This window comes from Bacteroides sp. HF-162, from assembly GCF_015679285.1.
Classification (GTDB): Bacteria; Bacteroidota; Bacteroidia; order Bacteroidales; family Bacteroidaceae; genus Bacteroides; species Bacteroides uniformis.
Genome location: NZ_CP064937.1, coordinates 971,522 through 992,363 on the forward strand (window position 1 = coordinate 971,522; position 20,842 = coordinate 992,363).

The 20,842-nt window shown below is 45.0% G+C and carries 20 protein-coding genes; 8 read left to right on the plus strand and 12 right to left on the minus strand.

Translation table 11 applies throughout. The annotated features are described in order from the left end of the window. Positions 1-56: 56 nt before the first annotated feature. A complete protein-coding gene (locus ITJ87_RS03895) occupies positions 57-803 on the minus strand; it encodes a LytTR family DNA-binding domain-containing protein (RefSeq protein WP_117965065.1) in 747 nt (248 codons plus the stop codon). A gap of 204 nt (positions 804-1,007) precedes the next feature. Here ITJ87_RS03895 and ITJ87_RS03900 point away from each other — a divergent pair, with 204 nt between their 5' ends. Further along, positions 1,008-1,616, plus strand: a complete 609-nt coding sequence (locus tag ITJ87_RS03900) for a hypothetical protein (RefSeq protein WP_117599935.1) — start codon at positions 1,008-1,010, stop codon at positions 1,614-1,616. Positions 1,617-1,649: 33 nt separating this feature from the next. Here the strand turns inward: ITJ87_RS03900 and ITJ87_RS03905 are convergent, their stop codons facing one another. Continuing rightward, positions 1,650-2,042 carry a PH domain-containing protein gene (locus ITJ87_RS03905; RefSeq protein ID WP_117599934.1) on the minus strand — a complete coding sequence of 131 codons (393 nt, stop codon included), beginning with the start codon at positions 2,040-2,042 and terminating at the stop codon, positions 1,650-1,652. Between the two features lie 108 nt (positions 2,043-2,150). On the opposite strand from ITJ87_RS03905, the gene nadB reads away from it, so the two are divergent. After that, positions 2,151-3,722, plus strand: a complete 1,572-nt coding sequence (gene nadB, locus ITJ87_RS03910; RefSeq protein ID WP_016272212.1) for an L-aspartate oxidase — start codon at positions 2,151-2,153, stop codon at positions 3,720-3,722. A gap of 131 nt (positions 3,723-3,853) precedes the next feature. Here the strand turns inward: nadB and rbr are convergent, their stop codons facing one another. Continuing rightward, complete coding sequence (gene rbr, locus ITJ87_RS03915; RefSeq protein WP_005825226.1) at positions 3,854-4,432, minus strand: rubrerythrin; 579 nt, start codon at positions 4,430-4,432, stop codon at positions 3,854-3,856. A 321-nt stretch (positions 4,433-4,753) separates the two neighbouring features. Here rbr and ITJ87_RS03920 point away from each other — a divergent pair, with 321 nt between their 5' ends. Together ITJ87_RS03920 and ITJ87_RS03925 are read left to right on the plus strand one after the other, a co-directional pair. After that, complete coding sequence (locus ITJ87_RS03920) at positions 4,754-6,436, plus strand: SulP family inorganic anion transporter (protein WP_117965067.1); 1,683 nt, start codon at positions 4,754-4,756, stop codon at positions 6,434-6,436. A gap of 7 nt (positions 6,437-6,443) precedes the next feature. Beyond that, a complete protein-coding gene (locus tag ITJ87_RS03925) occupies positions 6,444-7,283 on the plus strand; it encodes a DNA/RNA non-specific endonuclease (protein WP_117880904.1) in 840 nt (279 codons plus the stop codon). 5 nt (positions 7,284-7,288) lie between these two features. Here ITJ87_RS03925 and ITJ87_RS03930 read toward each other — a convergent pair whose 3' ends face one another. Further along, complete coding sequence (locus ITJ87_RS03930; RefSeq protein WP_009037517.1) at positions 7,289-7,798, minus strand: flavin reductase family protein; 510 nt, start codon at positions 7,796-7,798, stop codon at positions 7,289-7,291. A 10-nt stretch (positions 7,799-7,808) separates the two neighbouring features. Then, positions 7,809-8,582 (minus strand): radical SAM protein, encoded by a 774-nt coding sequence (locus ITJ87_RS03935; RefSeq protein WP_117880901.1) that lies wholly within the window; start codon positions 8,580-8,582, stop codon positions 7,809-7,811. Positions 8,583-8,832: 250 nt separating this feature from the next. On the opposite strand from ITJ87_RS03935, the gene ITJ87_RS03940 reads away from it, so the two are divergent. Continuing rightward, positions 8,833-9,276, plus strand: a complete 444-nt coding sequence (locus tag ITJ87_RS03940) for a hypothetical protein (RefSeq protein ID WP_117588639.1) — start codon at positions 8,833-8,835, stop codon at positions 9,274-9,276. Then, positions 9,269-9,472 carry a helix-turn-helix transcriptional regulator gene (locus tag ITJ87_RS03945; protein WP_008662275.1) on the plus strand — a complete coding sequence of 68 codons (204 nt, stop codon included), beginning with the start codon at positions 9,269-9,271 and terminating at the stop codon, positions 9,470-9,472. The genes ITJ87_RS03940 and ITJ87_RS03945 overlap by 8 nt, the downstream gene beginning before the upstream one ends. 80 nt (positions 9,473-9,552) lie before the next feature. On the opposite strand, the gene ITJ87_RS03950 is transcribed toward ITJ87_RS03945, so the two are convergent. Next, on the minus strand, positions 9,553-11,598 hold the full coding sequence (locus ITJ87_RS03950) for a helix-hairpin-helix domain-containing protein (RefSeq protein ID WP_117965068.1): 2,046 nt from the start codon (positions 11,596-11,598) through the stop codon (positions 9,553-9,555). Positions 11,599-11,695: 97 nt separating this feature from the next. Here ITJ87_RS03950 and ITJ87_RS03955 point away from each other — a divergent pair, with 97 nt between their 5' ends. After that, positions 11,696-12,328, plus strand: coding sequence for a DUF4294 domain-containing protein (locus ITJ87_RS03955; protein ID WP_005833968.1), 633 nt, complete (start codon positions 11,696-11,698; stop codon positions 12,326-12,328). Here the strand turns inward: ITJ87_RS03955 and ITJ87_RS03960 are convergent. The 3 genes from ITJ87_RS03960 to ITJ87_RS03970 all read right to left on the minus strand — a co-directional run bounded on the left by ITJ87_RS03960 (position 12,323) and on the right by ITJ87_RS03970 (position 14,940). Further along, positions 12,323-13,063 carry a DUF5131 family protein gene (locus tag ITJ87_RS03960; RefSeq protein WP_117965070.1) on the minus strand — a complete coding sequence of 247 codons (741 nt, stop codon included), beginning with the start codon at positions 13,061-13,063 and terminating at the stop codon, positions 12,323-12,325. The genes ITJ87_RS03955 and ITJ87_RS03960 overlap by 6 nt on opposite strands. Positions 13,064-13,192: 129 nt before the next feature. Then, the gene (locus ITJ87_RS03965; protein ID WP_005825206.1) at positions 13,193-14,155 is read right to left on the minus strand and encodes a YitT family protein; all 963 of its coding nucleotides are present in this window, start codon (positions 14,153-14,155) and stop codon (positions 13,193-13,195) included. A gap of 257 nt (positions 14,156-14,412) precedes the next feature. After that, the gene (locus ITJ87_RS03970; RefSeq protein ID WP_117688942.1) at positions 14,413-14,940 is read right to left on the minus strand and encodes an RNA methyltransferase; all 528 of its coding nucleotides are present in this window, start codon (positions 14,938-14,940) and stop codon (positions 14,413-14,415) included. Between the two features lie 464 nt (positions 14,941-15,404). On the opposite strand from ITJ87_RS03970, the gene nadA reads away from it, so the two are divergent. Beyond that, positions 15,405-16,343, plus strand: coding sequence for a quinolinate synthase NadA (nadA, locus tag ITJ87_RS03975; RefSeq protein ID WP_005825202.1), 939 nt, complete (start codon positions 15,405-15,407; stop codon positions 16,341-16,343). Between the two features lie 101 nt (positions 16,344-16,444). Here the strand turns inward: nadA and ITJ87_RS03980 are convergent, their stop codons facing one another. The 3 genes from ITJ87_RS03980 to leuS are packed head-to-tail and all read right to left on the minus strand — an operon-like array spanning position 16,445 to position 20,806. Further along, complete coding sequence (locus ITJ87_RS03980) at positions 16,445-17,023, minus strand: non-canonical purine NTP diphosphatase (protein WP_117965072.1); 579 nt, start codon at positions 17,021-17,023, stop codon at positions 16,445-16,447. Between the two features lie 37 nt (positions 17,024-17,060). Continuing rightward, positions 17,061-17,963: a YitT family protein gene (locus ITJ87_RS03985; RefSeq protein WP_005825197.1), complete on the minus strand. Its 903-nt coding sequence runs from the start codon at positions 17,961-17,963 to the stop codon at positions 17,061-17,063. A gap of 5 nt (positions 17,964-17,968) precedes the next feature. Next, on the minus strand, positions 17,969-20,806 hold the full coding sequence (gene leuS, locus ITJ87_RS03990; protein WP_196096313.1) for a leucine--tRNA ligase: 2,838 nt from the start codon (positions 20,804-20,806) through the stop codon (positions 17,969-17,971). Positions 20,807-20,842: the final 36 nt, after the last annotated feature.

Here is a 20,842-nt window from a genome sequence, read left to right on the forward strand (position 1 = left end):
GCACGCTGGAACTATAGATCCAACAAACAAAGTATATAGTATCTGAAAACGGGGTATTACAACACTGCCAGCCTGGACACATACCCTTTTACCCTTTCGCGGTAAGCATCGCCAATGGGGACATCCTTCTGCTCGATGAGCAGTGTGCTGCGCCCGATGGCGCTGATGCAGTCCATGCGGACAATAAAAGAACGGTGCACGCGGATAAATTCGTCCGCCGGAAGTTTTTCCTCCATGTACTTCATACTGCATAGGCTCAAGACAGGTTTGGAGGCACCCTTGCAGAAAATCTTGACGTAATCCCCCAAACCCTCTATGTAGTTTATCCGCTCCAGGTCGAGCCGCATGATGCGGTTGTCACACCGCATGTAAATCACCTTCGGAGCCTCTTCCAGACCTTGCCTGTGCTTGGAGTCGGACGTACCTGCATCTTGCAAAGAAAACCAGCGTGCCGCCTTGCTGACAGACTGGAAAAACGTGGAGAAATTGAGCCCGTCCATCAGATAGTCCAACGCATCCAGGCGGAAACACTCGGCAGCATACTTGTCGGTATCTGTAATGAAAATGACACGAGTGGACGAGGACAAGAGCCTGCAAAAATCCATTCCGTTGATTTCACCTTCTTCCACCGGATAGATGCCGACAAAATAAACTTCCACTTTTGTCTCATAATAATCCTTCAGCGCTTCAAGAGGATTGCCGTACTTTCCGTGCAAAGAGAGAAAAGGAACCTTGTCGATATACTCTTCCAACCTTCCGGCAATCTCCGGGTCTGCATGTAAAATGGCACAATTCAAATTCATGTTCGTTTCTTTTTTACATAATGGACGCTGCCATATCCGAAAAACTGCAAACAGAAGAGCTAAAATTAAGCTTTATTTATGATTCAAAGATTACCTGCATTTACAGAAAGACTAAATTATCAGGAAAATAAAGTGCTCACTATGAATAGTTTCAAAAAAATAAACTTATCTTTGTACGTACATCCTCACAAAAAAGTAAAGGCTATGAAACAACAGAAACTATTCCACCTCGTATTGTCCGCCATATTGATTGTCTGCACGACCGGCTGTTATGATAAAGACGAAATTAAAGATGCTGAAAAATATCTGTTCAAAGATATTCAATACTCTTTTGAAGAAGAAGGGGATGGATTCAGTACCTATGATGTAGAACTCCTGCCTTTCATCATGGAAAACAATTTGAACAGCAGTATTACCACCACAAACTCCCCCTTTGAAGACACATGGCAGGAAACCACCTTCCAAAGCAACGACCCCGGAGCATTTGCATGGATGGGGGAAGAAGACATATTCGTCAATGCCCCTTACATGTTTGGAGATGAACTATCGTTAAGCGGGACAACAATAAAATATGGCAGCGAAACAACAAAAGCCAAAGGTCCAAACAGCAGTACTTCCACCATCAGCATACCACCTCACTGTCGGCTCATCATAAAAGGAACACTACACTACAGCAAGCTTGTAGCTACCTATACGCTGACATTCGTAGGTGAATATACAAAAACGGAAAAACAGATAAAGGGAAAGTTCATACAAACAACTCCGGAAAGCTACACAGGAGACATTACCATGAAACCGATAACGGCAGATTAAAACGGAATCACATACGTGGGCACACCATATTGCTCATCCTCTCCGTTCCTCCATCAACCGGATGAATTCCTCCTCTTTGACCGGAAACAATACCTCGCACTTACCCGCTCCATACTTCACCAGTACGTAGCGCATTACTGCAAACCGTCCTATCTGCATGGAAGAGGCACGCTCCACGGAAATGACATCCTTCAGCAGAATCTCCTTGCTGCGCGAGAAGCGGCCGAAATACAATTTCAGCTTCCCGTCCGGAGTCACCGTATAGGTAGTATGAATCAGCTTCTCGATGACAACTATCAGCCAAAGCATGAAAAGCGCCGCAGGCAGCACGTATTTATCCCACAACATATAAATGGCAAGACCACTTATCAGAGCCAGAAACAAAAACTGCCCTACAGCAATACGGGCATGAAAGATTCTATTCATTCTATCGGATTTTTGCCGCTAAGGTAGGTCTTTTTACGAATAAATCCCTACGGAATGAACAAGGAATGTACTTATTTTGTAGTTTTGCAGCGATAAACACTAAATCCTATGGTAAGAAAGTTCGATTTCCTCGTTATCGGCTCCGGGCTTGCCGGTATGAGTTTTGCGCTGAAAGTGGCGCACAAGGGGACAGTAGCCCTTATCTGCAAGGCAGGTCTGGAAGAAGCAAATACCTATTTTGCACAAGGAGGTATCGCTTCCGTCACCAATCTGGCTGTGGACAACTTCGAGAAGCACATCGAGGACACCATGATTGCAGGTGACTGGATAAGCGACCGCGAAGCCGTAGAGAAGGTGGTGCGCAATGCTCCCGAACAAATCAAGGAGCTCATTAAATGGGGAGTGAACTTCGACAAAAAGGAGGACGGAGAGTTTGACCTGCACAAAGAAGGCGGCCACTCCGAATTCCGCATCCTCCACCATAAGGACAATACGGGTGCAGAGATACAGACCAGCCTCATCGAAGCTGTGAAGCAACACCCCAACATCACCGTACTGACCGACCACTATGCTGTGGAAATCATTACCCAGCATCACCAGGGAATCATCGTTACCCGCCATACCCCCGGCATCAAGTGCTACGGTGCCTACGTGCTGAACGAAGCGACGGGCGAGGTGGATACCTTCCTTTCCAAAGTCACCATCATGGCAACGGGCGGTTGCGAAGCCGTTTACCGCCATACCACCAACCCGCTGGTAGCCACGGGAGACGGCATTGCCATGGTCTACCGTGCCAAGGGAGCAGTGAAAGACATGGAATTCATCCAGTTCCATCCCACAGCCCTTTTCCATCCGGGAGACCGCCCCTCGTTCCTCATCACCGAAGCCATGCGTGGTTATGGCGGCGTGCTGCGCACCAAAGACGGAAAAGAATTCATGCAGAAGTACGACCCGCGACTCTCACTGGCCCCGCGTGACATCGTGGCGCGTGCCATCGACAACGAAATGAAACAGCGCGGTGAAGACCATGTGTATCTGGACGTCACACACAAAGACCCCGAAGAAACCAAGAAGCATTTCCCGAACATATACAAGAAATGCCTCAGCATCGGTATAGACATTACAAAGGAATACATACCGGTAGCCCCCGCCGCCCATTATCTCTGCGGTGGTATCAAGGTGGACTTGGACGGACAGAGCAGCATCCGCCGTCTGTACGCCATCGGCGAATGTTCGTGCACTGGACTGCATGGCGGCAACCGTCTGGCAAGCAACTCACTGATTGAAGCCGTGGTTTATGCCGACGCGGCAGCCAAACACGCACTGAGCGTACTGGAACGTTATGACTTCAACGAAGACATCCCCGAATGGAACGACGAAGGTACCATCTCCACCGAAGAACGTGTCCTCATCACACAAAGCATGAAGGAAGTAAACCAGATTATGGAGGCATACGTAGGTATTGTCCGCAGCAATACCCGGTTGACACGTGCCTGGAACCGACTGGACATACTTTACGAGGAGACAGAAGCACTCTTCAAGCGTAGCAAGGCTACCCGGGAGCTGTGCGAACTGCGCAACATGATAAACGTAGGATACCTGATAACCAAGCAAGCCATGGAACGCAAGGAAAGCCGCGGACTGCACTATACGATAGACTATCCGCACGTCGGGAAGTAACTAAAGTAAAACTCGCGCCACTATACTGGCACGGAAAACGAACATGGTCATTTAAACAAAGCGCCCGGATGCTCTGAAGAAAGCATCCGGGCGTTTCCCGTTATCCATACCTGCACAAGCAGGAGACATTATCAATAGTTTGACTTCTTTACTTCGAAGTAAGCCTGCGGATGCAAGCAAGCCGGACATACCTGAGGAGCTTCCTTACCGGTGTAGATGAAACCACAGTTGCGGCACTGCCATACCACTTCACCTTCCTTGGCAAATACGCTGGCGGTCTCTATATTCTGGATAAAAGCGCGATAACGTTCTTCGTGTCCCTTTTCGGCAATGGCGATGTTACGGTACATAAGAGCAATTTCGGGGAAACCTTCTTCGTCTGCAATATCAGCAAACTTAGGATAATCCAATGACCATTCTTCGTGTTCGCCGGCAGCAGCTTCCTGAAGATTTTCCAGGGTAGTGCCGATAACACCTGCAGGATAAGAAGCGGTGATTTCCACCATACCGCCTTCCAGCCACTTGAACATACGTTTAGCGTGTTCCTTTTCCTGGTCAGCCGTTTCTGTGAAAATAGCGGCGATTTGTTCGTAACCTTCTTTCTTGGCTACACTTGCAAAATAAGTGTAACGCATTCTTGCTTGTGATTCACCAGCGAATGAAGTCAGCAGATTCTTCTCAGTCTGAGTTCCTTTAACACTTTTAGCCATAGTCTCTTTTTTTATTAGTTAATATAATTACGTATAAATGTCGTTCGTACTGTTTATAAACAACACAAAATTACGAATTTAGTTTGGAATAATCACACCTCTGCCCCATCGGATTTATTTATCGTCTTATAGAAAGAATCTATCTTCACCGATAACCCGAAGAGGTATTTCAGACATAATTAATAGCACATATCTGATAAGGAAAACAAAATACATCACAGTTGTGTTCACTAATATCCATTATTTTATCTACTTTTGCAGGCAATTTGCAATATATACATTACATTCTGTATAAAAAAACGTATAAAAAAGTAGATTATAATGAAAGCGTTCGGATTCAGACCAAAGCTATACACGGCTTTAAAAAATTACTCTAAAGAACTGTTCATGGCAGACCTGATGGCAGGTATCATTGTAGGTATCGTTGCCCTCCCGCTTGCCATTGCATTCGGTATCGCCTCCGGCGTATCACCGGAGAAAGGTATCATTACGGCTATCATAGCCGGTTTCATCATCTCCCTGATGGGTGGGAGCAAGGTACAGATTGGAGGACCGACCGGTGCGTTCATCGTCATTATCTATGGCATCATCCAGCAATACGGTGAATCGGGGCTTATTGTCGCCACACTGATGGCAGGCGTACTGCTCATCCTGCTGGGAGTGTTCAAGCTGGGAGCTGTCATTAAGTTTATCCCCTATCCCATCATCGTAGGTTTTACAAGCGGTATTGCCGTCACCATCTTCACTACGCAGATTGCCGATATTTTCGGGTTGACGTTCGGAGGAGAGAAAGTTCCGGGAGACTTTGTAGGAAAATGGATGATTTATTTCCGACATTTCGATACCGTAAACTGGTGGAACACGATTGTAAGTATTGTCAGCATCTTCATCATTGCCATTACACCGCGGTTCTCGAAGAAGATTCCGGGGTCACTTATTGCCATCATCGTGGTGACAGTGGCAGTCTGGCTGATGAAAGTATATGGAGGCATTGATTGTATCGATACCATCGGCGACCGTTTCAGCATCCGTGCCGAACTGCCGGATGCCGTGATGCCTGCCCTGGATTGGGAAGCGATAAAGAACTTGTTCCCCGTAGCCATTACAATCGCTGTACTGGGTGCCATCGAATCTTTGCTGTCTGCCACCGTGGCCGATGGTGTGATAGGCGACAAACACGATTCCAACACGGAACTGATAGCACAAGGTATTGCCAACATGGCTACCCCGCTGTTTGGCGGTATCCCTGCCACCGGAGCCATCGCGCGTACCATGGCAAACATCAACAACGGAGGAAAAACTCCCGTAGCAGGCATGGTGCATGCAGTGGTATTGCTGCTTATCCTACTGTTCCTCATGCCGCTGGCACAGTATATCCCAATGGCTTGCCTGGCGGGTGTACTGGTCATAGTATCCTATAACATGAGTGGTTGGCGTACGTTCAAGGCATTATTGAAGAATCCTAAATCGGATGTCACGGTACTGCTGATTACTTTCTTCCTGACCGTCATCTTCGACCTGACTATTGCCATTGAAGTAGGTCTGGTGATTGCCTGCGTGCTGTTTATGCGCCGCGTCATGGAGACTACCGAAATATCCGTCATCAAAGATGAAATAGACCCGAATGCAGAATCGGACATTGCAAGCAATGACGAGCACCTGATAATCCCCGAGGATGTGGAAGTATATGAAATAAACGGTCCTTACTTCTTCGGCATCGCCACCAAATTCGAAGAAATCATGGCGCGGCTGGGCGACCGCCCCAAAGTGCGCATCATCCGCATGCGTAAAGTTCCGTTCATCGATTCTACCGGTATCCACAACTTGACAAGCCTTTGTGAGATGTCCCAAAAGGAAAAAATAACCATTGTGCTCTCCGGTGTCAATGAAAAGGTACATAAGGTACTGGAAAAATCGGGCTTCTATGAGCTGTTGGGCGAAGAAAATATCTGTCCGAACATAAATGTGGCACTGGAAAGGGCCAAAATGATTATCCAACACTAATCCCGGCATGGCACGAAAAAAAAAGAAACAATCGCAAGGCGTCTATTATCTTATATTGTTTATATGTGCGGTCTGCCTTGCCTATGAACCCGTTGCAAAGATACTTTCGGATACCAGGCAAAAGACTTCTACGCCTGCCAAGATAGAACTCACGGCAGGCACACGCCTTGAAATACCGGCAAAGCTGAAGAACGTCCCCGAACAGATTCTCCAGAGGAAAGGCTACACAGTATCCTACAACAAGGATTTAAAGATACCCAACTGGGTAGCCTGGGAACTCACTCCCGAAAAACTGGTGGAGCGTGAAAGCCGTACAGACAAGTTCCTGCCCGACCCCGACCTGCCTGAGCACGAGGCAGTAACCACCGATGACTACAAAGGAGCCGGCATGGACCGCGGACATATGTGTCCTGCCAGTGACAACCGCTGGCACTGGAAAGCCATGCAAGAGAGTTTCTACATGACAAACATTTGCCCGCAGAACCACAATCTGAACCGTGGCGACTGGAAAGAACTGGAAGAGTCATGCCGCCGTTGGGCACAAGAAGAAGGTAAGATATACATTGTATGCGGTCCTATTCTCTATGACCAACGTCACCGCACCATCGGCAAGAAGCACAAGATTACAGTGCCCGAAGCATTCTTCAAGGTCGTTCTGTGTGCAGACAGCAATCCCCCCAAAGCCATCGGCTTCATTTATAAGAATGCATCAGGCAATCATCCGTTGGACAGCTACGTCAATACAGTGGACGAAGTGGAACGGATTACAGGTATCGACTTCTTCCCCGCCCTTCCGGATGAAATAGAAGAGAAGGTGGAAGCCGAATATGACTTGAAACTGTGGTAAAGGAGCTATTCCTTTACCCAGGCATCTACAATCTCGGCTACATAAACCCGGTGCAATCCACCGTGGTCACCGCCATACCAACGCTCGTAGACGGAATGGTCGAGAAAGAGTTCTTCTTTCATATCGGTAATGAAAAGCTTGCGGCACTCCAATCCCAGGCGGTCCTGCTCAAAGAGAATGTTTCCCCGCTCGGTAACGATAGGATTCAGACCAGTTTCCTTTACCTTATCCACTTCCCTACCCGATTTACTGCCACAAAGGTTGTAAATGCTCCGGTTTTCCTTTCCTAAAAAAGAAAGGGTGAAATATTCGTTCTCCTCCATAAACTCATACGTATAGCGCTCGGAACGAATAAAGACAAACACCACCGGCTTGTTCCAAAGCCAGCCAATACCTCCCCAACTGGCAGTCATGGTGTTGAAATGTTCTTTACTGCCTGCCGTAACCAGCATCCACTCTTTGCCTATCACTTCGAAGAAGTTCTCGCTTAAATCTTTAATTGCTATTGATTTCATAAGTATATTATTAATAAGAAACACTTACCGGTATACCCGTTTCCCGTATCCGTTCCGCAATGCGATCCAGTTCCTCGCGGGTGGCCTTCTGCAAATCATGGTCGGGCGTTTCACGGTCGATGGTATAAATCATCACTTGGCGGGGAGCAATCTCCTTGACAGCTTCCAGCCAGGGAAGAACAAATTTATCGGATGTATTATCCATATCTTGTCCTTTATAACTTCCTTTGAGAAACATGGTCTGGATAATGCAGTTCCCTTTGAACGCTTTCATCCCTTCTATAATCTCCCGGATGGAGTAATGTCCGGTAGGACGGTCAAGTACACGGACATACTCTTCATCCACCGTATCCAGTTTAAGGATGTTGTTGTCAATCTTGTTCAAAGCCTCGAATACGGCAGGACGATGAATAAAGGTAGAATTGCTCAGTACGCTCACCTTTGCATTCGGAAAATACTTGTCGCGCAAGGCAAGTGTATCTTCTATGATTTCGGGGAAACGGGGATGTGCCGTCGGTTCTCCATTACCGGCAAAAGTCAGTACATCCGGTGTAGGTCCGTTTTGCTGCATGTCCCGCAGACGGGCTTCAAGGGCCGAACGGACTTTTTCGCGTGTGGGCAGCGGCTGTTTGGGACGATGGTCGGCATTGAAACCACATTCACAGTAAATGCAGTCGAAAGTGCATACTTTGCCGTCTGCCGGCAATAAATTTATTCCCAAAGATACTCCCAGACGGCGAGAATGAACGGGACCGAATATGGGAGATGGATAAATGACAGTCATACTATTTACGATTTGACGATTTACGGTTTGATTAATGCTTAAACAATCTTACCGCTCCAAAGTTAAGTGAAAACTATGGTATCTGGCAATGTTCGGCTTGCAAAAGTTTACCCATAAAAGAAAATATTCCCTTTATAAAGCATACATCTCATGTTAAAAAAGTAAATCATACATTACATTTTATCTATTTTACTTGTTTATATGTAAAGTATACATTACATTTGCAGATAGCATCTAAATGCATAGTATTATGAGAAAGAACTATTTATTTCCAACCACTTTCAGAAAGATAGGTTGGTGTTTATTTGTCCCATTCGCCATCACGTCCTTCATCTGCCTTTTCGACGGCAGCAATGAAGATTGGTTGAAGGTAAACGCGTTGTCAGTAATTCCCTGGGGTATTATCAAGAATTCTTTATTCGACGAGTTGAGTATGATAGGGCTTACGGTTTCACTCTTGTTCATAGCTTTCTCAAAAGAAAAGGACGAAGATGAATGCATTGCCAATATTCGTTCAAACTCTCTTATCTGGGCTACCATAACAGCGTATTCCCTACTGATAGTATGCACTATGCTGATTTATGACATGCAATATCTTAATTTTGTATTTATAGACTTGTTCATGATATTGTTTCTGTTCATCATAAAGTACAACATTGAACTTTATAAATTTAGGAGGAGCAACAATGACTAATACATTAAGGGTAGAAAGAGCCATCAAGCATATGACCCAACAGCAATTGGCTGAAGCCATAGGAGTGAGCCGGCAAACCATCAATGCCATAGAATCGGGAAAGTATGTCCCTTCCACCTTGCTGTCATTGAAAATATCAGAGATATTCGGAAAGACTGTAAATGAAATTTTCATGTTGGAAGAAAGTGACAGATAAAGAGAAGACTCTAAAAAACTGTTTTAATTTTATTTCAGTTTTCTTCTGAGGCAACCTGAAAAATAAAATTAAAACAGTTTCTAAAACTTGATACGCAGTTGCATCTGCAAGTCCGCTTTCCTATTTCCCGGTATCTCATCATTGCCCGAACCAATCGTCTCCCTATCCTGATAAACCGTCTGTCCGAATTTGGCAAGAAACATGAAGTTCTTACTCAAATCATATCGCAGATGAGCGGAGTAACGGAACCCTTTGCCATAGAAGGAAGGGGTATAGAAAGTATATAACAATCCACGCTCGGAGGCGTAAACACGCGAATCGTAATCGTCCGTATGAAACCAGGTTCCCTGCACGGAAACTGACAGAGGGAAGGGGAAAGTGTACGAGCAAAGTTGAGTACACTGATAACCTTGCCGTCTATCAAAGCGATACCCTTCCCCATCCTGCTGACGGAAGTGGTTATAATCTATTGTAGTACGAAAGATATATCTTCCCGGCATATAGGTCAGCCGATAACGGAGTTTATGGTGATAGATAGGTTCGATAACTGCACCGCTTGTACCCGTCACGTCTCTTTCTTTCTGTTTGTACCGATAATTAAAATACATCGAAAGGCTCTTTCGAGGAGTATAAGTAACCTGAAACATGGCATCCACTCCCTTTGAGGGCTTACTTATACGGTATTTCCACCAAGGAAAAGAAAACACATCCAGTGAAGTGAAAAACTTCCACCGGGCGAAAGGTGTGGCCTCTGCTGCCAGATACCATCCGTTCTCATTCTGCGGCATACTGCTTTCGCCAAAGGAACGCCCAAACAAAGTCCAATAATCATATGAATAATACCGGTGAACAAGTAGCAGATGATAATCGGAAGAAAGATTATACTTCAGCCGGTTCAGCAACGCATAGCCTTTACTGCCGGTTGCCGTTTCCCCCACCCAGACAAAACGGCCCAGACGATACCTATAATCCATGCCCACATTATAGAAATCACTTCCATGAAGATTGTACTTTGCATACTTGTTCAACCGAGGCTTGTAAGGATGGTTGAAAAAATAGTAAATCCCCGTCACTCCCACCTTCAGAGAGTTCTTTTCATAGGTCATGTTTCCACCTATCACCTGCAAGGCAAAGGCATTCATTTTATCTGCCTCCTTCTGCGTGCGATGCAATCCCGTCTTGTAAATGGAAGTTATCTCGCCATCCTCCACCACACCGTCCATGGAGCGATGCGAATAGAAAGCCGAAATATCCAAGTAAGGCAATACTCCCACCGTTGCCGCCACTCCCCGGAAATAATTGTACTCATCAGTAGAACTATGCTTACGGATGCCTCCGGTACGATATTCTGTTGTAGACATAGAGAATGTTTTTCCTAAACGAAAATCCGTACTAAGTACCAGTCCCTGCCCGAAGCTCAGACGGTAATTGCCCAATGCCAAAGCCTTCAGCCGCCCCAGATTCTTTATCAGAAAATAGAAAGAATAGTAATCATAGCCTTTTCTGTTGTGCAGGGCAAAGAAGGGTTCTCCGGCATCCTTCTCTCCCGTCACGCCTATTTGGAGATAATCTCCATAATGAAAATTATAGCGCAAAGAATGGTAAAGGGAAGGTCCCAGGTAATTCTTCTCATATCCTTTACGGATATAGAACGGTACATCCAAACGTGCCAATGTTTCGTGTTTCCCGTATTTCAGTATAGATTTTAAAGCAGGATCCCCCCTACCCGCTTTCACTGCCCGCACACAGACAAAGGGCAGCAGTAGGTCGATGGTACGTTTATCCATCTCCTCCACCAGTTGCAATTCATAAATGGTCTGCATCTGTCCGTATATATAGACATAAGCCAGAAGATTCTCTATCTGTATATCCGTAAGAAAAGGAAACTGCTCCAATTGCTGTTTAGTGGCGGCATTGAGGTTGACAGGCTCTTGCAGACGTCGGGACAACTCCTCCAATTCATCTTCCCAACCGTATTCTTCCTCATTCCTGATGGAAAGTTGTTCCAAATTTTCTTCCAAAAGAAGTAAAGGCTGTTCTTTCTGAAGGCCGGATATATTTTGAGCTTCAAGCATAGGAGTCATTGACAGCATACTTACAAAAACTCCTATCTTGAGTAATTCCATTAATAGTAGGTCACTTTCATGTTTTGGGAAGCGAAGTTACCTTAAATAAGTTAATTGAGCAAGGAAAAATCAACATGATGCAACAACATTACACAGAATGGTGTACTTTTGCAACATGAACGCAAGGCTTAACATAGTAATACTCATCATGTTTCTTTCTCTCGGAAGCCTGAAATGTTTTGCACAGCAGCAACCACAGTCTGCTGCGCAAAAGAGTGTCTATCTTACTCCCATGTGCGTTTACGAAGGAGATACCATCCCTTATGTCAAGCTCCCCACTGTCTACATCTTCAAGCCGCTTAAATTCAAGAACAAGCGCGACATGAACAAGTACTACAAACTCATTCGTGACGTAAAGAAGGTACTTCCCATCTCCAAGGAGATTAACCGTGCCATCATTGAAACCTACGAATACATGATGACCCTGCCCACCGAGAAAGCCCGCCAGAAACACATGAAAGCAGTAGAGAAAAGCTTGAAGGAGCAATACACTCCCCGCATGAAGAAACTTACCTTTGCCCAAGGCAAACTGTTGATAAAACTGGTAGACCGACAGACCAACTCCACCGGATATGAACTGGTAAAAGCTTTTATGGGCCCTTTCAAAGCCGGTTTCTACCAGACTTTTGCCGCACTCTTCGGCGCCAGTCTAAAAAAACAATACGACCCTATGGGAGACGATGCATTGACCGAACGGGTGATATTGATGGTAGAAAGCGGACAATTATAAACTGATGTTTATTCCCGCCTTGCGTGCCTGCGAATGTTGAAATTGGCGTTTCACATTATATGTCTTTCCGTCTTTGACGAACTTAGAACCGGTCTGCTTGAACCAGAAGTCCACTTTATTTTCCACACAAATTCTGCGAAGGTCCATCACCCATTCAAAATCACAAGGGCGGGCTTCGTAACCGGATTCTCCCCCTGCAACTATCTGTTCAATCCATTCGCCAACAGCATAAGTACTTAAATCTATCCTTTCCAGCAGCGGTTCACAGATTATTATCTTATGCTTTATAGGAGCCCTCTTATAAATGGGCAAGCGATAATCGGCGCAAGCCTGGTTTTCAACCGTACAACAAATGGTTACATTATCATATCCGTCTCCCCAATCATCGGGCAGACAGTCAGAAAAACGGTCTATACGCTTGGTAATCATCATAAAATGCAGGTCACTGCGGTAACGAATCATCTCCCATGCTTCGGCCCGCCATTTGTCAGCATCTTCCACAAAGAAATCGGAAGTAAAGCAGGTGTAGACAAATGTTCCAGATGGTATCTTGAATTCTCCGTTACGTTTTTTACGCAAAGGCAGGTCAAAGTTTTTTGTCCGCACCACCACCGAACTGTCCACCTCTCGCCGGGCATCACCACGATAAACATAACAATGCTTGCAACCTGCACTCAATTTATGGCAACCATGCCATAAGTTCCACATCATCGACTTCGCAACAATACCGTTCATTCAAACAAAAAACTTATCGTTAACACCATGTTGAAAACTATGTTAGCAACACAAATAATTAGTTATTAAACAATTGATATTAAGCTATATATTCAGTTAATAATAGAATGAACAATTGTTTATTACTACCTATTCGGGTTGTACCTCTCCTGCCATCGGAAGCTCTTTCCAACCTTCACCAAATGCATCATAAGCATCGGTAACCACTACAAAAGCCTTTGGGTCTACTTCCCTTATCTTCTGCTTGATACCTACCACTTCCTTGTAACTCACCACAAGAAACAGCATTTCCTTGTCTACATTGGTATAAAGACCACTACTCTTGATGCAAGTGGCTGTACGGTCCAAATCTTTAAGAATATAGTCGTGCAAAGCGGTAAGGCGCATATCACTGATGACAAACAGTATCTTGTCATTCTTCTCCCCATTTATCACATAGGCCAATACCCTCGAAGTGACAAAAATAGCTATCAGTGAATAGAAAGACAAATGCCACGAAGGTTGTGTAGCATCATCCGGATTTCCGATACCGAAACCGATAACCAATAGGCCGAATCCCACCACAATGCCATCTACCAGCAGTATCGCCTTTGAAAAACGTATATGACAATATTTCTGCAATATCATCGCCACAATATCCGTACCTCCTGTAGTAGCCCGGCTACGCACTACAATACCACAGCCTATACCGATAACCACCGCACCAATCACAGAAGTCAGCATCAAATGGTCGGACATATTCAGACTGCCACCCAACAACTGTGTAGGGTCCAACTGATGGAGCGCTTCTTCAGAAGGATAGGAGAGGAGAGACAGCACATTCATGGCAAGCGGAGTGAATAGTGCCGCCACGATAGTACGTGCTCCCAATTTTGCTCCCAGTACCAGCACGGAAATGATAAGCAAAGGAATATCAAACATATAACCGAAAGTACCTACCTGAATAGAAGGGAACAGATTATGAAGCACAATACTGGCTCCATACACCCCGCCAGGAACAAGATTATAAGGATTGATAAAGTAAACAAAACCTGCTGCCAGAATAGTACAACCTACAAAAATGCCTATCCATGAAGATATTATCTTTTTCATATCGATATGATTTATATATATTCAGCAAATATACAAAAAATAAGAAAAGACACCAACTGTACAGCAAGTTTTCCACATACAACCGATATGTGTTGAATACATGGTTAACAAAAAGGATAAATTAGGAGATAAAACATTAATTTACAATGAATAAAGTGGTTGATTATAAAAATAAACCACTGTTCATAAAATCTCTCATCATACCTATATAGCTCCAACAAACCCGATATATTGACAGCTTATTAACAGCCCTGTTATTATCTCAGTTTCTTGAATAAATCCCAAATAACAATACCCGCCGTAACCGATACATTCAACGAATGCTTTGTGCCGTATTGAGGAATTTCAATGCAACCGTGCGAATGGTCAATCACTTCTTGTTGAACACCCTTCACTTCATTTCCCATTACCACAGCATACTTTTTAGTCTTGTCCAGCACCAGTTCGTCCAGCATCACACTACCTTCCGCCTGCTCTACAGAATAAACGATGTATCCCTCGGCTTTTAGGTTATCAACAGCTTCAACAGAGTTATCAACATATTTCCAATCTACGGTAAATTCCGCTCCCAAAGCTGTTTTGTGCATCTCCGGATGGGGTGGGATAGCTGTAATGCCACAAAGATAAATGCACTCGATGCGGAAAGCATCCGAAGTACGGAAAACGGAACCTATATTATGGAGACTGCGGATATTATCCAATACCACTACCAAAGGCAGTTTTTCGGCTTCCTTAAATTCCTCTACACTAATACGATTCAGTTCAGTTATCTTCAGTTTACGCATGACAATATACTTTTAAATCTCCCTGCAAAGATACTTTTTTCCGTTTATATCCCGGTTAATAACCGTTGAAAAGGTGTCAATACAATAGGGAAACAATTTTAAAAATAATCCTTGCATTATTCAAAGGTCTGCATATTACAGCAGTGAAACGAACAAACCAAAAAAGTTAAGGAGAATTTTCCAGGCTTCATTCAACATATTTTTCAGCCTGGTTTCATCGGTTTATAACTCTAAAGTTATTAACTTTGCATATTATTAACAACATGTTAATGCTGTTTAGCAGAAGTCTTATTATCAACGGATAAACTTAAAAACCCCGGTTTATAAGCATAAGAGTAAAATTCAGCTTGATACTAATAACTTCATGGGCAAGAAAAATCGTATTTATTTGTCCACACTATTAACAGCCTATCATCACTATCAAAGGATTTTTAAAGAAGAAAGAGAAATTAAAAAATATAATTATGGATAATCTTATAGAAGCTATCAAGCAGCTGAAGAAGGAGAAGAACGCAATCATTCTGGGGCACTACTACCAGAAAGGTGAAATACAAGATATAGCCGATTACGTGGGCGACAGTCTGGCTTTGGCGCAATGGGCGGCCCGAACGGAGGCGGACATCATCGTGATGTGCGGTGTGCACTTCATGGGAGAAACGGCAAAGGTGCTTTGTCCCGACAAGAAGGTGCTGGTGCCCGATATGGCGGCAGGCTGTTCGTTGGCAGACAGTTGTCCGGCAGACAAATTCAGTCAGTTTGTCAAAGAGCATCCCGGATATACGGTGATATCCTATGTGAACACAACGGCTGCCGTAAAGGCGGTGACCGATGTGGTGGTAACTTCTACCAATGCAAAGCAGATTGTGGAAAGCTTCCCCAAAGATGAGAAAATAATCTTTGGCCCGGACCGGAACTTGGGTAATTATATCAACTCCATTACCGGAAGAAATATGTTATTATGGGATGGCGCATGCCATGTACACGAGGAATTCTCGGTTGAAAAGATTGTTGAAATAAAACGGCAGCATCCCGATGCGGTGGTACTGGCACATCCCGAATGCAAGAGTACAGTCTTGAAACTGGCCGATGTGGTAGGCTCTACGGCAGCTTTGCTGAAGTATGCAGTGGCACATCCCGAAAAGAGCTACATTGTAGCTACCGAAAGCGGTATCCTGCACGAGATGCAGAAACAATGCCCGCAGACAACATTTATTCCGGCTCCTCCCAACGACAGCACTTGTGCCTGCAATGAATGCAGTTACATGCGGCTGAATACACTGGAAAAGCTTTATGATTGTTTGAAAAATGAATCACCGGAAATAAAGGTGGATGCTGAGATTGCAGAAAAAGCAGTGAAACCGATTAAGAGGATGTTGGAAATATCGGCTCAACTGGGGTTATAATGTGCTGATATGCTAATGTGCCAATGTGCTAATTGGCTGCGCTGTCACGCCGAAAGGTCATTAGCACATTGGCACATTAGCATATCAGCACATTAAAAACATTATCTCATTAAGAACTTACACAACTTGTTAGTGGCCAATGCCCGGTGACTAATTTTATTCTTCAGTTCATTCCCCATTTCTGCAAAAGTCTGCGTATATCCTTCGGGAATGAATATGGGATCGTAACCGAAGCCTGAAGCGCCTTTTCTGTTTTTCGTGATTTCTCCTTTCACGATGCCTTCAAACAGATGTTCCTTTCCGTCGATGATAAGTACAAATACGGTACGGAATTGTGCCTTACGGTTCTCGATGCCCTCCATATCTTTCAGCAACTTCTTCATGTTTGCTTCCGAATTGTGTGCATCGCCGGCATAACGGGCGGAATATACACCCGGTGCCCCACCAAGGGCCTCCACTTCCAAACCGGTATCATCGGCAAAACAATCCAGATGATAGTTATCGAAGATATATCTTGCTTTCAGCAAAGCATTTCCTTCAAGTGTGTCTGCAGTTTCCGGAATGTCAGTATCGTATTTGATATCCTTCATGCTGAGAAGTTCGACCTTCTCTCCCAAAATGGCAGTCACTTCTTCCAGTTTGTGTGAATTGTTGGTGGCAAATACAAATTTCTTTCTCATATTATGTTCTCCTTATACTTGTGGCTTATACAAGTCCCTATTTCACTTTCAACCGGTCGAAACCTTCTCCGTATACACCGATGACGGAACTTTGGGAAATGAAAGCGTTCGGGTCTATATCTTTCACCATCCGGAATATTTCTACCGATTGGCGTTTGTAGGCAAGGACGACCAGTACCTTCACGTTGTGTTTACTGTACCAGCCGATACCGTCGAGTACCGTTACACCGCGATGGGTTTCTTTGGTGATGCGGTCGGCAATCTTTTCATATTCTTTGGAGAAAATAAAGAACTGGACGGATTGCCGGGCACTGTTGACTATGTAATCCAGTACAAATCCGATAACAAACAAAGTTACAAAACCAAATATCACACGTCGCCAGTCATGGAATACCACATAGCAGGAACTGATGATAATGAAGTCGCAAGCCATAATCATGCGTCCCAGCGTGACATCCTTGTATTTATGGATGATGGCTGCAATGATGTCCGTACCTCCCGTGCTGCCGTTGCAGTTGAACACGATACCCAGTCCGGCACCGCACATTGCCGCACCTATCAGGCAAGCCATGAAGTCTTGTCCTTCGCCCAGCAGTTGGGGAGGGACGCCGTCCGAACCGTTCACCAGCAACTGGAAAAACCATAAGAAGAAAGTGAGTCCGAAGATGGCAAACGTAGTCTTGATACTGAACTTCGGTCCGAGTATCTTGATGGCAAAAGTCATCAGTACGGCATTGATGATGAAGTATGACCACTGGATGGGAAATCCAGTGGCATAATAGATGATGGCACCAATACCGGTAGTACCTCCGGTCGTAATCTGGTAAGGGATGAGGAAAGCTGCCCATCCCAATGCATAGCTGATGAGCCCCAAAGTGATGAAGATATAATCCTTCAGTTCCCTCGTCACTTCCGCTTTGGTTGGTTTTGTAATTTGCATATCTGTTATTTAACAACGATGTTCACAATCTTCTTTGGTACTACGATTACTTTGGCAATGGTCTTGCCTTCTATCCATTTTTCAGAGCGTTCGTCGGCCAATACAGCAGTCTGGATGGCATCCGATGCTGCATCTGCGGGGAATTCCATGTTGAACCGTGCCTTTCCATTGAAGGAAATGGTGTAGTTGACCGTATCTTCCACCAGGTATTCTTCGTTGCATACCGGCCACTTGGCATCGCATACAGAACCTGCATTGTCCAGAGTCTCCCACAATTCTTCGCATACATGCGGAGCAAAGGGAGCCAGAACGATGATGAACTGGTTCAGAATTTCCTTCTTGCTGCATTTCATCCCGAACAACTCGTTTACACAAATCATGAAAGCACTGATACTTGTGTTGTAAGAGAATTGCTCAATGTCTCCCGTCACTTTCTTAATCAGTTTGTGGAGGGATTTCAGTTCTTCCTTGGTGGCAGGTTCATCTGTTACCAGATAATTGTCGTTGCGGTCGTAGAACAGTGACCAGAACTTCTTGATGAAGCGGTGTACACCGTCTATTCCGTTTGTATCCCATGGCTTTGATTGTTCTACCGGGCCGAGGAACATTTCGTACATGCGGAGAGTGTCGGCACCGTATTTGTCGACAATCATATCGGGATTGACAACGTTGAACATGGACTTACTCATCTTTTCCACAGCCCATCCACAGATGTACTTGCCGTCTTCCAGAATAAACTCGGCAGTTGCGTATTCGGGACGCCATGCTTTGAAAGCTTCAAGGTCCAGAACATCATTGGATACGATATTCACATCGACGTGGAGTGGGGTAGTATCGTACTGGTCTTTCAGATTTAGGGACACGAATGTATTGGTATCTTTGATGCGATAGACAAAATTGCTTCGTCCTTGAATCATGCCCTGATTCACCAACTTTTGGAACGGTTCTTCGGCTACGGAAATGCCGAGGTCGTACAGGAACTTATTCCAGAAACGGGAGTATATTAAGTGACCGGTGGCATGTTCGGTACCGCCTACGTAAAGATCTACATTGTGCCAGTATTCATCTACTTTCTTATCTACAAGTGCCTGGTTGTTGTGTGGGTCCATGTAGCGCAGATAATAGGCGCTTGAACCGGCAAATCCGGGCATAGTATTGAGTTCCAGCGGGAAGACGGTGGTGTTGTCTATCTTTTCGTTTTCCACAACACATTTGTTCACAGTATCCCAAGCCCATTTTGTGGCATGTCCCAATGGAGGTTCACCGGTTTCGGTAGGCAGGAATTTGGCAACTTCGGGTAATTCCAGGGGTAGGGCACTTTCATCAATCATATAAGGCATGTTGTCCTTGTAGTAAACTGGGAACGGCTCGCCCCAATAGCGCTGACGTGAGAAAATGGCATCACGCAGACGGAAGTTCACCTTTACACGTCCCAGATTGTGCTCTTTCACATATTTCTTGGTAGCAGCAATCGCTTCTTTGATGGTCAGTCCGTTCAATGAAAGGTCACAATAGGGAGTAACACCTTCTCGTGGAGAGTTGCATACAATACCTTCCTTGGCATCGAAGCTTTCTTCGCTTACATCGCAACCTTCTACCAGCGGGCGGATTTCGAGGCCGAAGTGCTTGGCAAAAGCATAGTCACGGCTGTCGTGTGCAGGCACAGCCATGATGGCACCCGTACCATATCCGGTAAGTACATAGTCACTTATCCAGATGGGTACTGTCTCACCGGTAAAGGGGTTGATAGCATAGCTTCCAGAGAATACACCGGTAACGCTACGGTCGGCAATACGTTCGCGTTCAGTACGTTTTTTGGTGCGTTCCAGATAAGCGTTTACTTCATCTTTCTGTGTGTCGGTGGTAAGTTGCTGTACCAGTTCGCTTTCGGGAGCCAATACCATGAAGGTGACACCGAACATGGTATCTGCACGGGTAGTGAAGATAGTGAATTCCAAATCACTGTCTTTTACTTTGAATTGTATCTCCGCACCTTCACTGCGTCCTATCCAGTTTTTTTGGGTTTCTTTCAAGGATTCGGTCCAATCAATGGTATCGAGTCCATCCAATAAGCGTTGTGCATAGGCAGATACACGGAGACACCATTGGCGCATTTTTTTCTGGATGACGGGGAAACCGCCGCGTTCACTGACACCGTCTATTACTTCGTCATTGGCCAGTACGGTACCGAGTTGTGGACACCAGTTAACCATTGTCTCGCCCAGATAGGCAATACGGTAGTTCATCAGGATTTCCTGCTGTTCCTTTTCACTCTTGGCATTCCATTCTGCGGCGGTAAAACTCAATTCCTCGCCACAAGCCACATTCATTCCTTCAGTACCGGTTTGGCTGAATGTTTCAATCAGTTCCTGGATAGGACGTGCCTGCTTTTTATCGTTGCAGTAGTAACTGTTGAACATTTTGAGGAACGCCCATTGGGTCCAATGGTAATATTCCGGTTCGCAGGTACGAATTTCGCGGTTCCAATCGAAAGAGAAACCTATCTTATCTAACTGTTCACGGTATCGGTTGATATTGTTGACGGTCGTAATTGCAGGGTGCTGTCCCGTTTGTATGGCATATTGCTCTGCTGGAAGACCGTAAGCGTCATATCCCATGGGATTCAGTACATTGAAACCTTGCAGTCGTTTGTAGCGGGCGTAAATATCCGAAGCGATATATCCCAGCGGATGACCTACGTGCAATCCCGCACCGGAGGGGTAGGGGAACATGTTCAGCACATAGAATTTCTTTTTCGTTTCGTCTTCCGTTACTTGGTAGGTTTTGTTTTCCACCCACCTTTTCTGCCATTTCTTTTCAATCTCCCTGAAATTGTATTCCATAGTGGTATTTATTAATATTTTGTTGAAAACATTGTT

Excerpts from the sequence above, each read along its gene's own strand:
- ITJ87_RS03895 (WP_117965065.1), bottom strand. The coding sequence starts at position 803 with ATGAATTTGAATTGTGCCATTTTACATGCAGACCCGGAGATTGCCGGA.
- ITJ87_RS03900 (WP_117599935.1), top strand. The coding sequence starts at position 1,008 with ATGAAACAACAGAAACTATTCCACCTCGTATTGTCCGCCATATTGATT.
- ITJ87_RS03905 (WP_117599934.1), bottom strand. The coding sequence starts at position 2,042 with ATGAATAGAATCTTTCATGCCCGTATTGCTGTAGGGCAGTTTTTGTTT.
- nadB (WP_016272212.1), top strand. The coding sequence starts at position 2,151 with ATGGTAAGAAAGTTCGATTTCCTCGTTATCGGCTCCGGGCTTGCCGGT.
- rbr (WP_005825226.1), bottom strand. The coding sequence starts at position 4,432 with ATGGCTAAAAGTGTTAAAGGAACTCAGACTGAGAAGAATCTGCTGACT.
- ITJ87_RS03920 (WP_117965067.1), top strand. The coding sequence starts at position 4,754 with ATGAAAGCGTTCGGATTCAGACCAAAGCTATACACGGCTTTAAAAAAT.
- ITJ87_RS03925 (WP_117880904.1), top strand. The coding sequence starts at position 6,444 with ATGGCACGAAAAAAAAAGAAACAATCGCAAGGCGTCTATTATCTTATA.
- ITJ87_RS03930 (WP_009037517.1), bottom strand. The coding sequence starts at position 7,798 with ATGAAATCAATAGCAATTAAAGATTTAAGCGAGAACTTCTTCGAAGTG.
- ITJ87_RS03935 (WP_117880901.1), bottom strand. The coding sequence starts at position 8,582 with ATGACTGTCATTTATCCATCTCCCATATTCGGTCCCGTTCATTCTCGC.
- ITJ87_RS03940 (WP_117588639.1), top strand. The coding sequence starts at position 8,833 with ATGAGAAAGAACTATTTATTTCCAACCACTTTCAGAAAGATAGGTTGG.
- ITJ87_RS03945 (WP_008662275.1), top strand. The coding sequence starts at position 9,269 with ATGACTAATACATTAAGGGTAGAAAGAGCCATCAAGCATATGACCCAA.
- ITJ87_RS03950 (WP_117965068.1), bottom strand. The coding sequence starts at position 11,598 with ATGGAATTACTCAAGATAGGAGTTTTTGTAAGTATGCTGTCAATGACT.
- ITJ87_RS03955 (WP_005833968.1), top strand. The coding sequence starts at position 11,696 with ATGGTGTACTTTTGCAACATGAACGCAAGGCTTAACATAGTAATACTC.
- ITJ87_RS03960 (WP_117965070.1), bottom strand. The coding sequence starts at position 13,063 with ATGAACGGTATTGTTGCGAAGTCGATGATGTGGAACTTATGGCATGGT.
- ITJ87_RS03965 (WP_005825206.1), bottom strand. The coding sequence starts at position 14,155 with ATGAAAAAGATAATATCTTCATGGATAGGCATTTTTGTAGGTTGTACT.
- ITJ87_RS03970 (WP_117688942.1), bottom strand. The coding sequence starts at position 14,940 with ATGCGTAAACTGAAGATAACTGAACTGAATCGTATTAGTGTAGAGGAA.
- nadA (WP_005825202.1), top strand. The coding sequence starts at position 15,405 with ATGGATAATCTTATAGAAGCTATCAAGCAGCTGAAGAAGGAGAAGAAC.
- ITJ87_RS03980 (WP_117965072.1), bottom strand. The coding sequence starts at position 17,023 with ATGAGAAAGAAATTTGTATTTGCCACCAACAATTCACACAAACTGGAA.
- ITJ87_RS03985 (WP_005825197.1), bottom strand. The coding sequence starts at position 17,963 with ATGCAAATTACAAAACCAACCAAAGCGGAAGTGACGAGGGAACTGAAG.
- leuS (WP_196096313.1), bottom strand. The coding sequence starts at position 20,806 with ATGGAATACAATTTCAGGGAGATTGAAAAGAAATGGCAGAAAAGGTGG.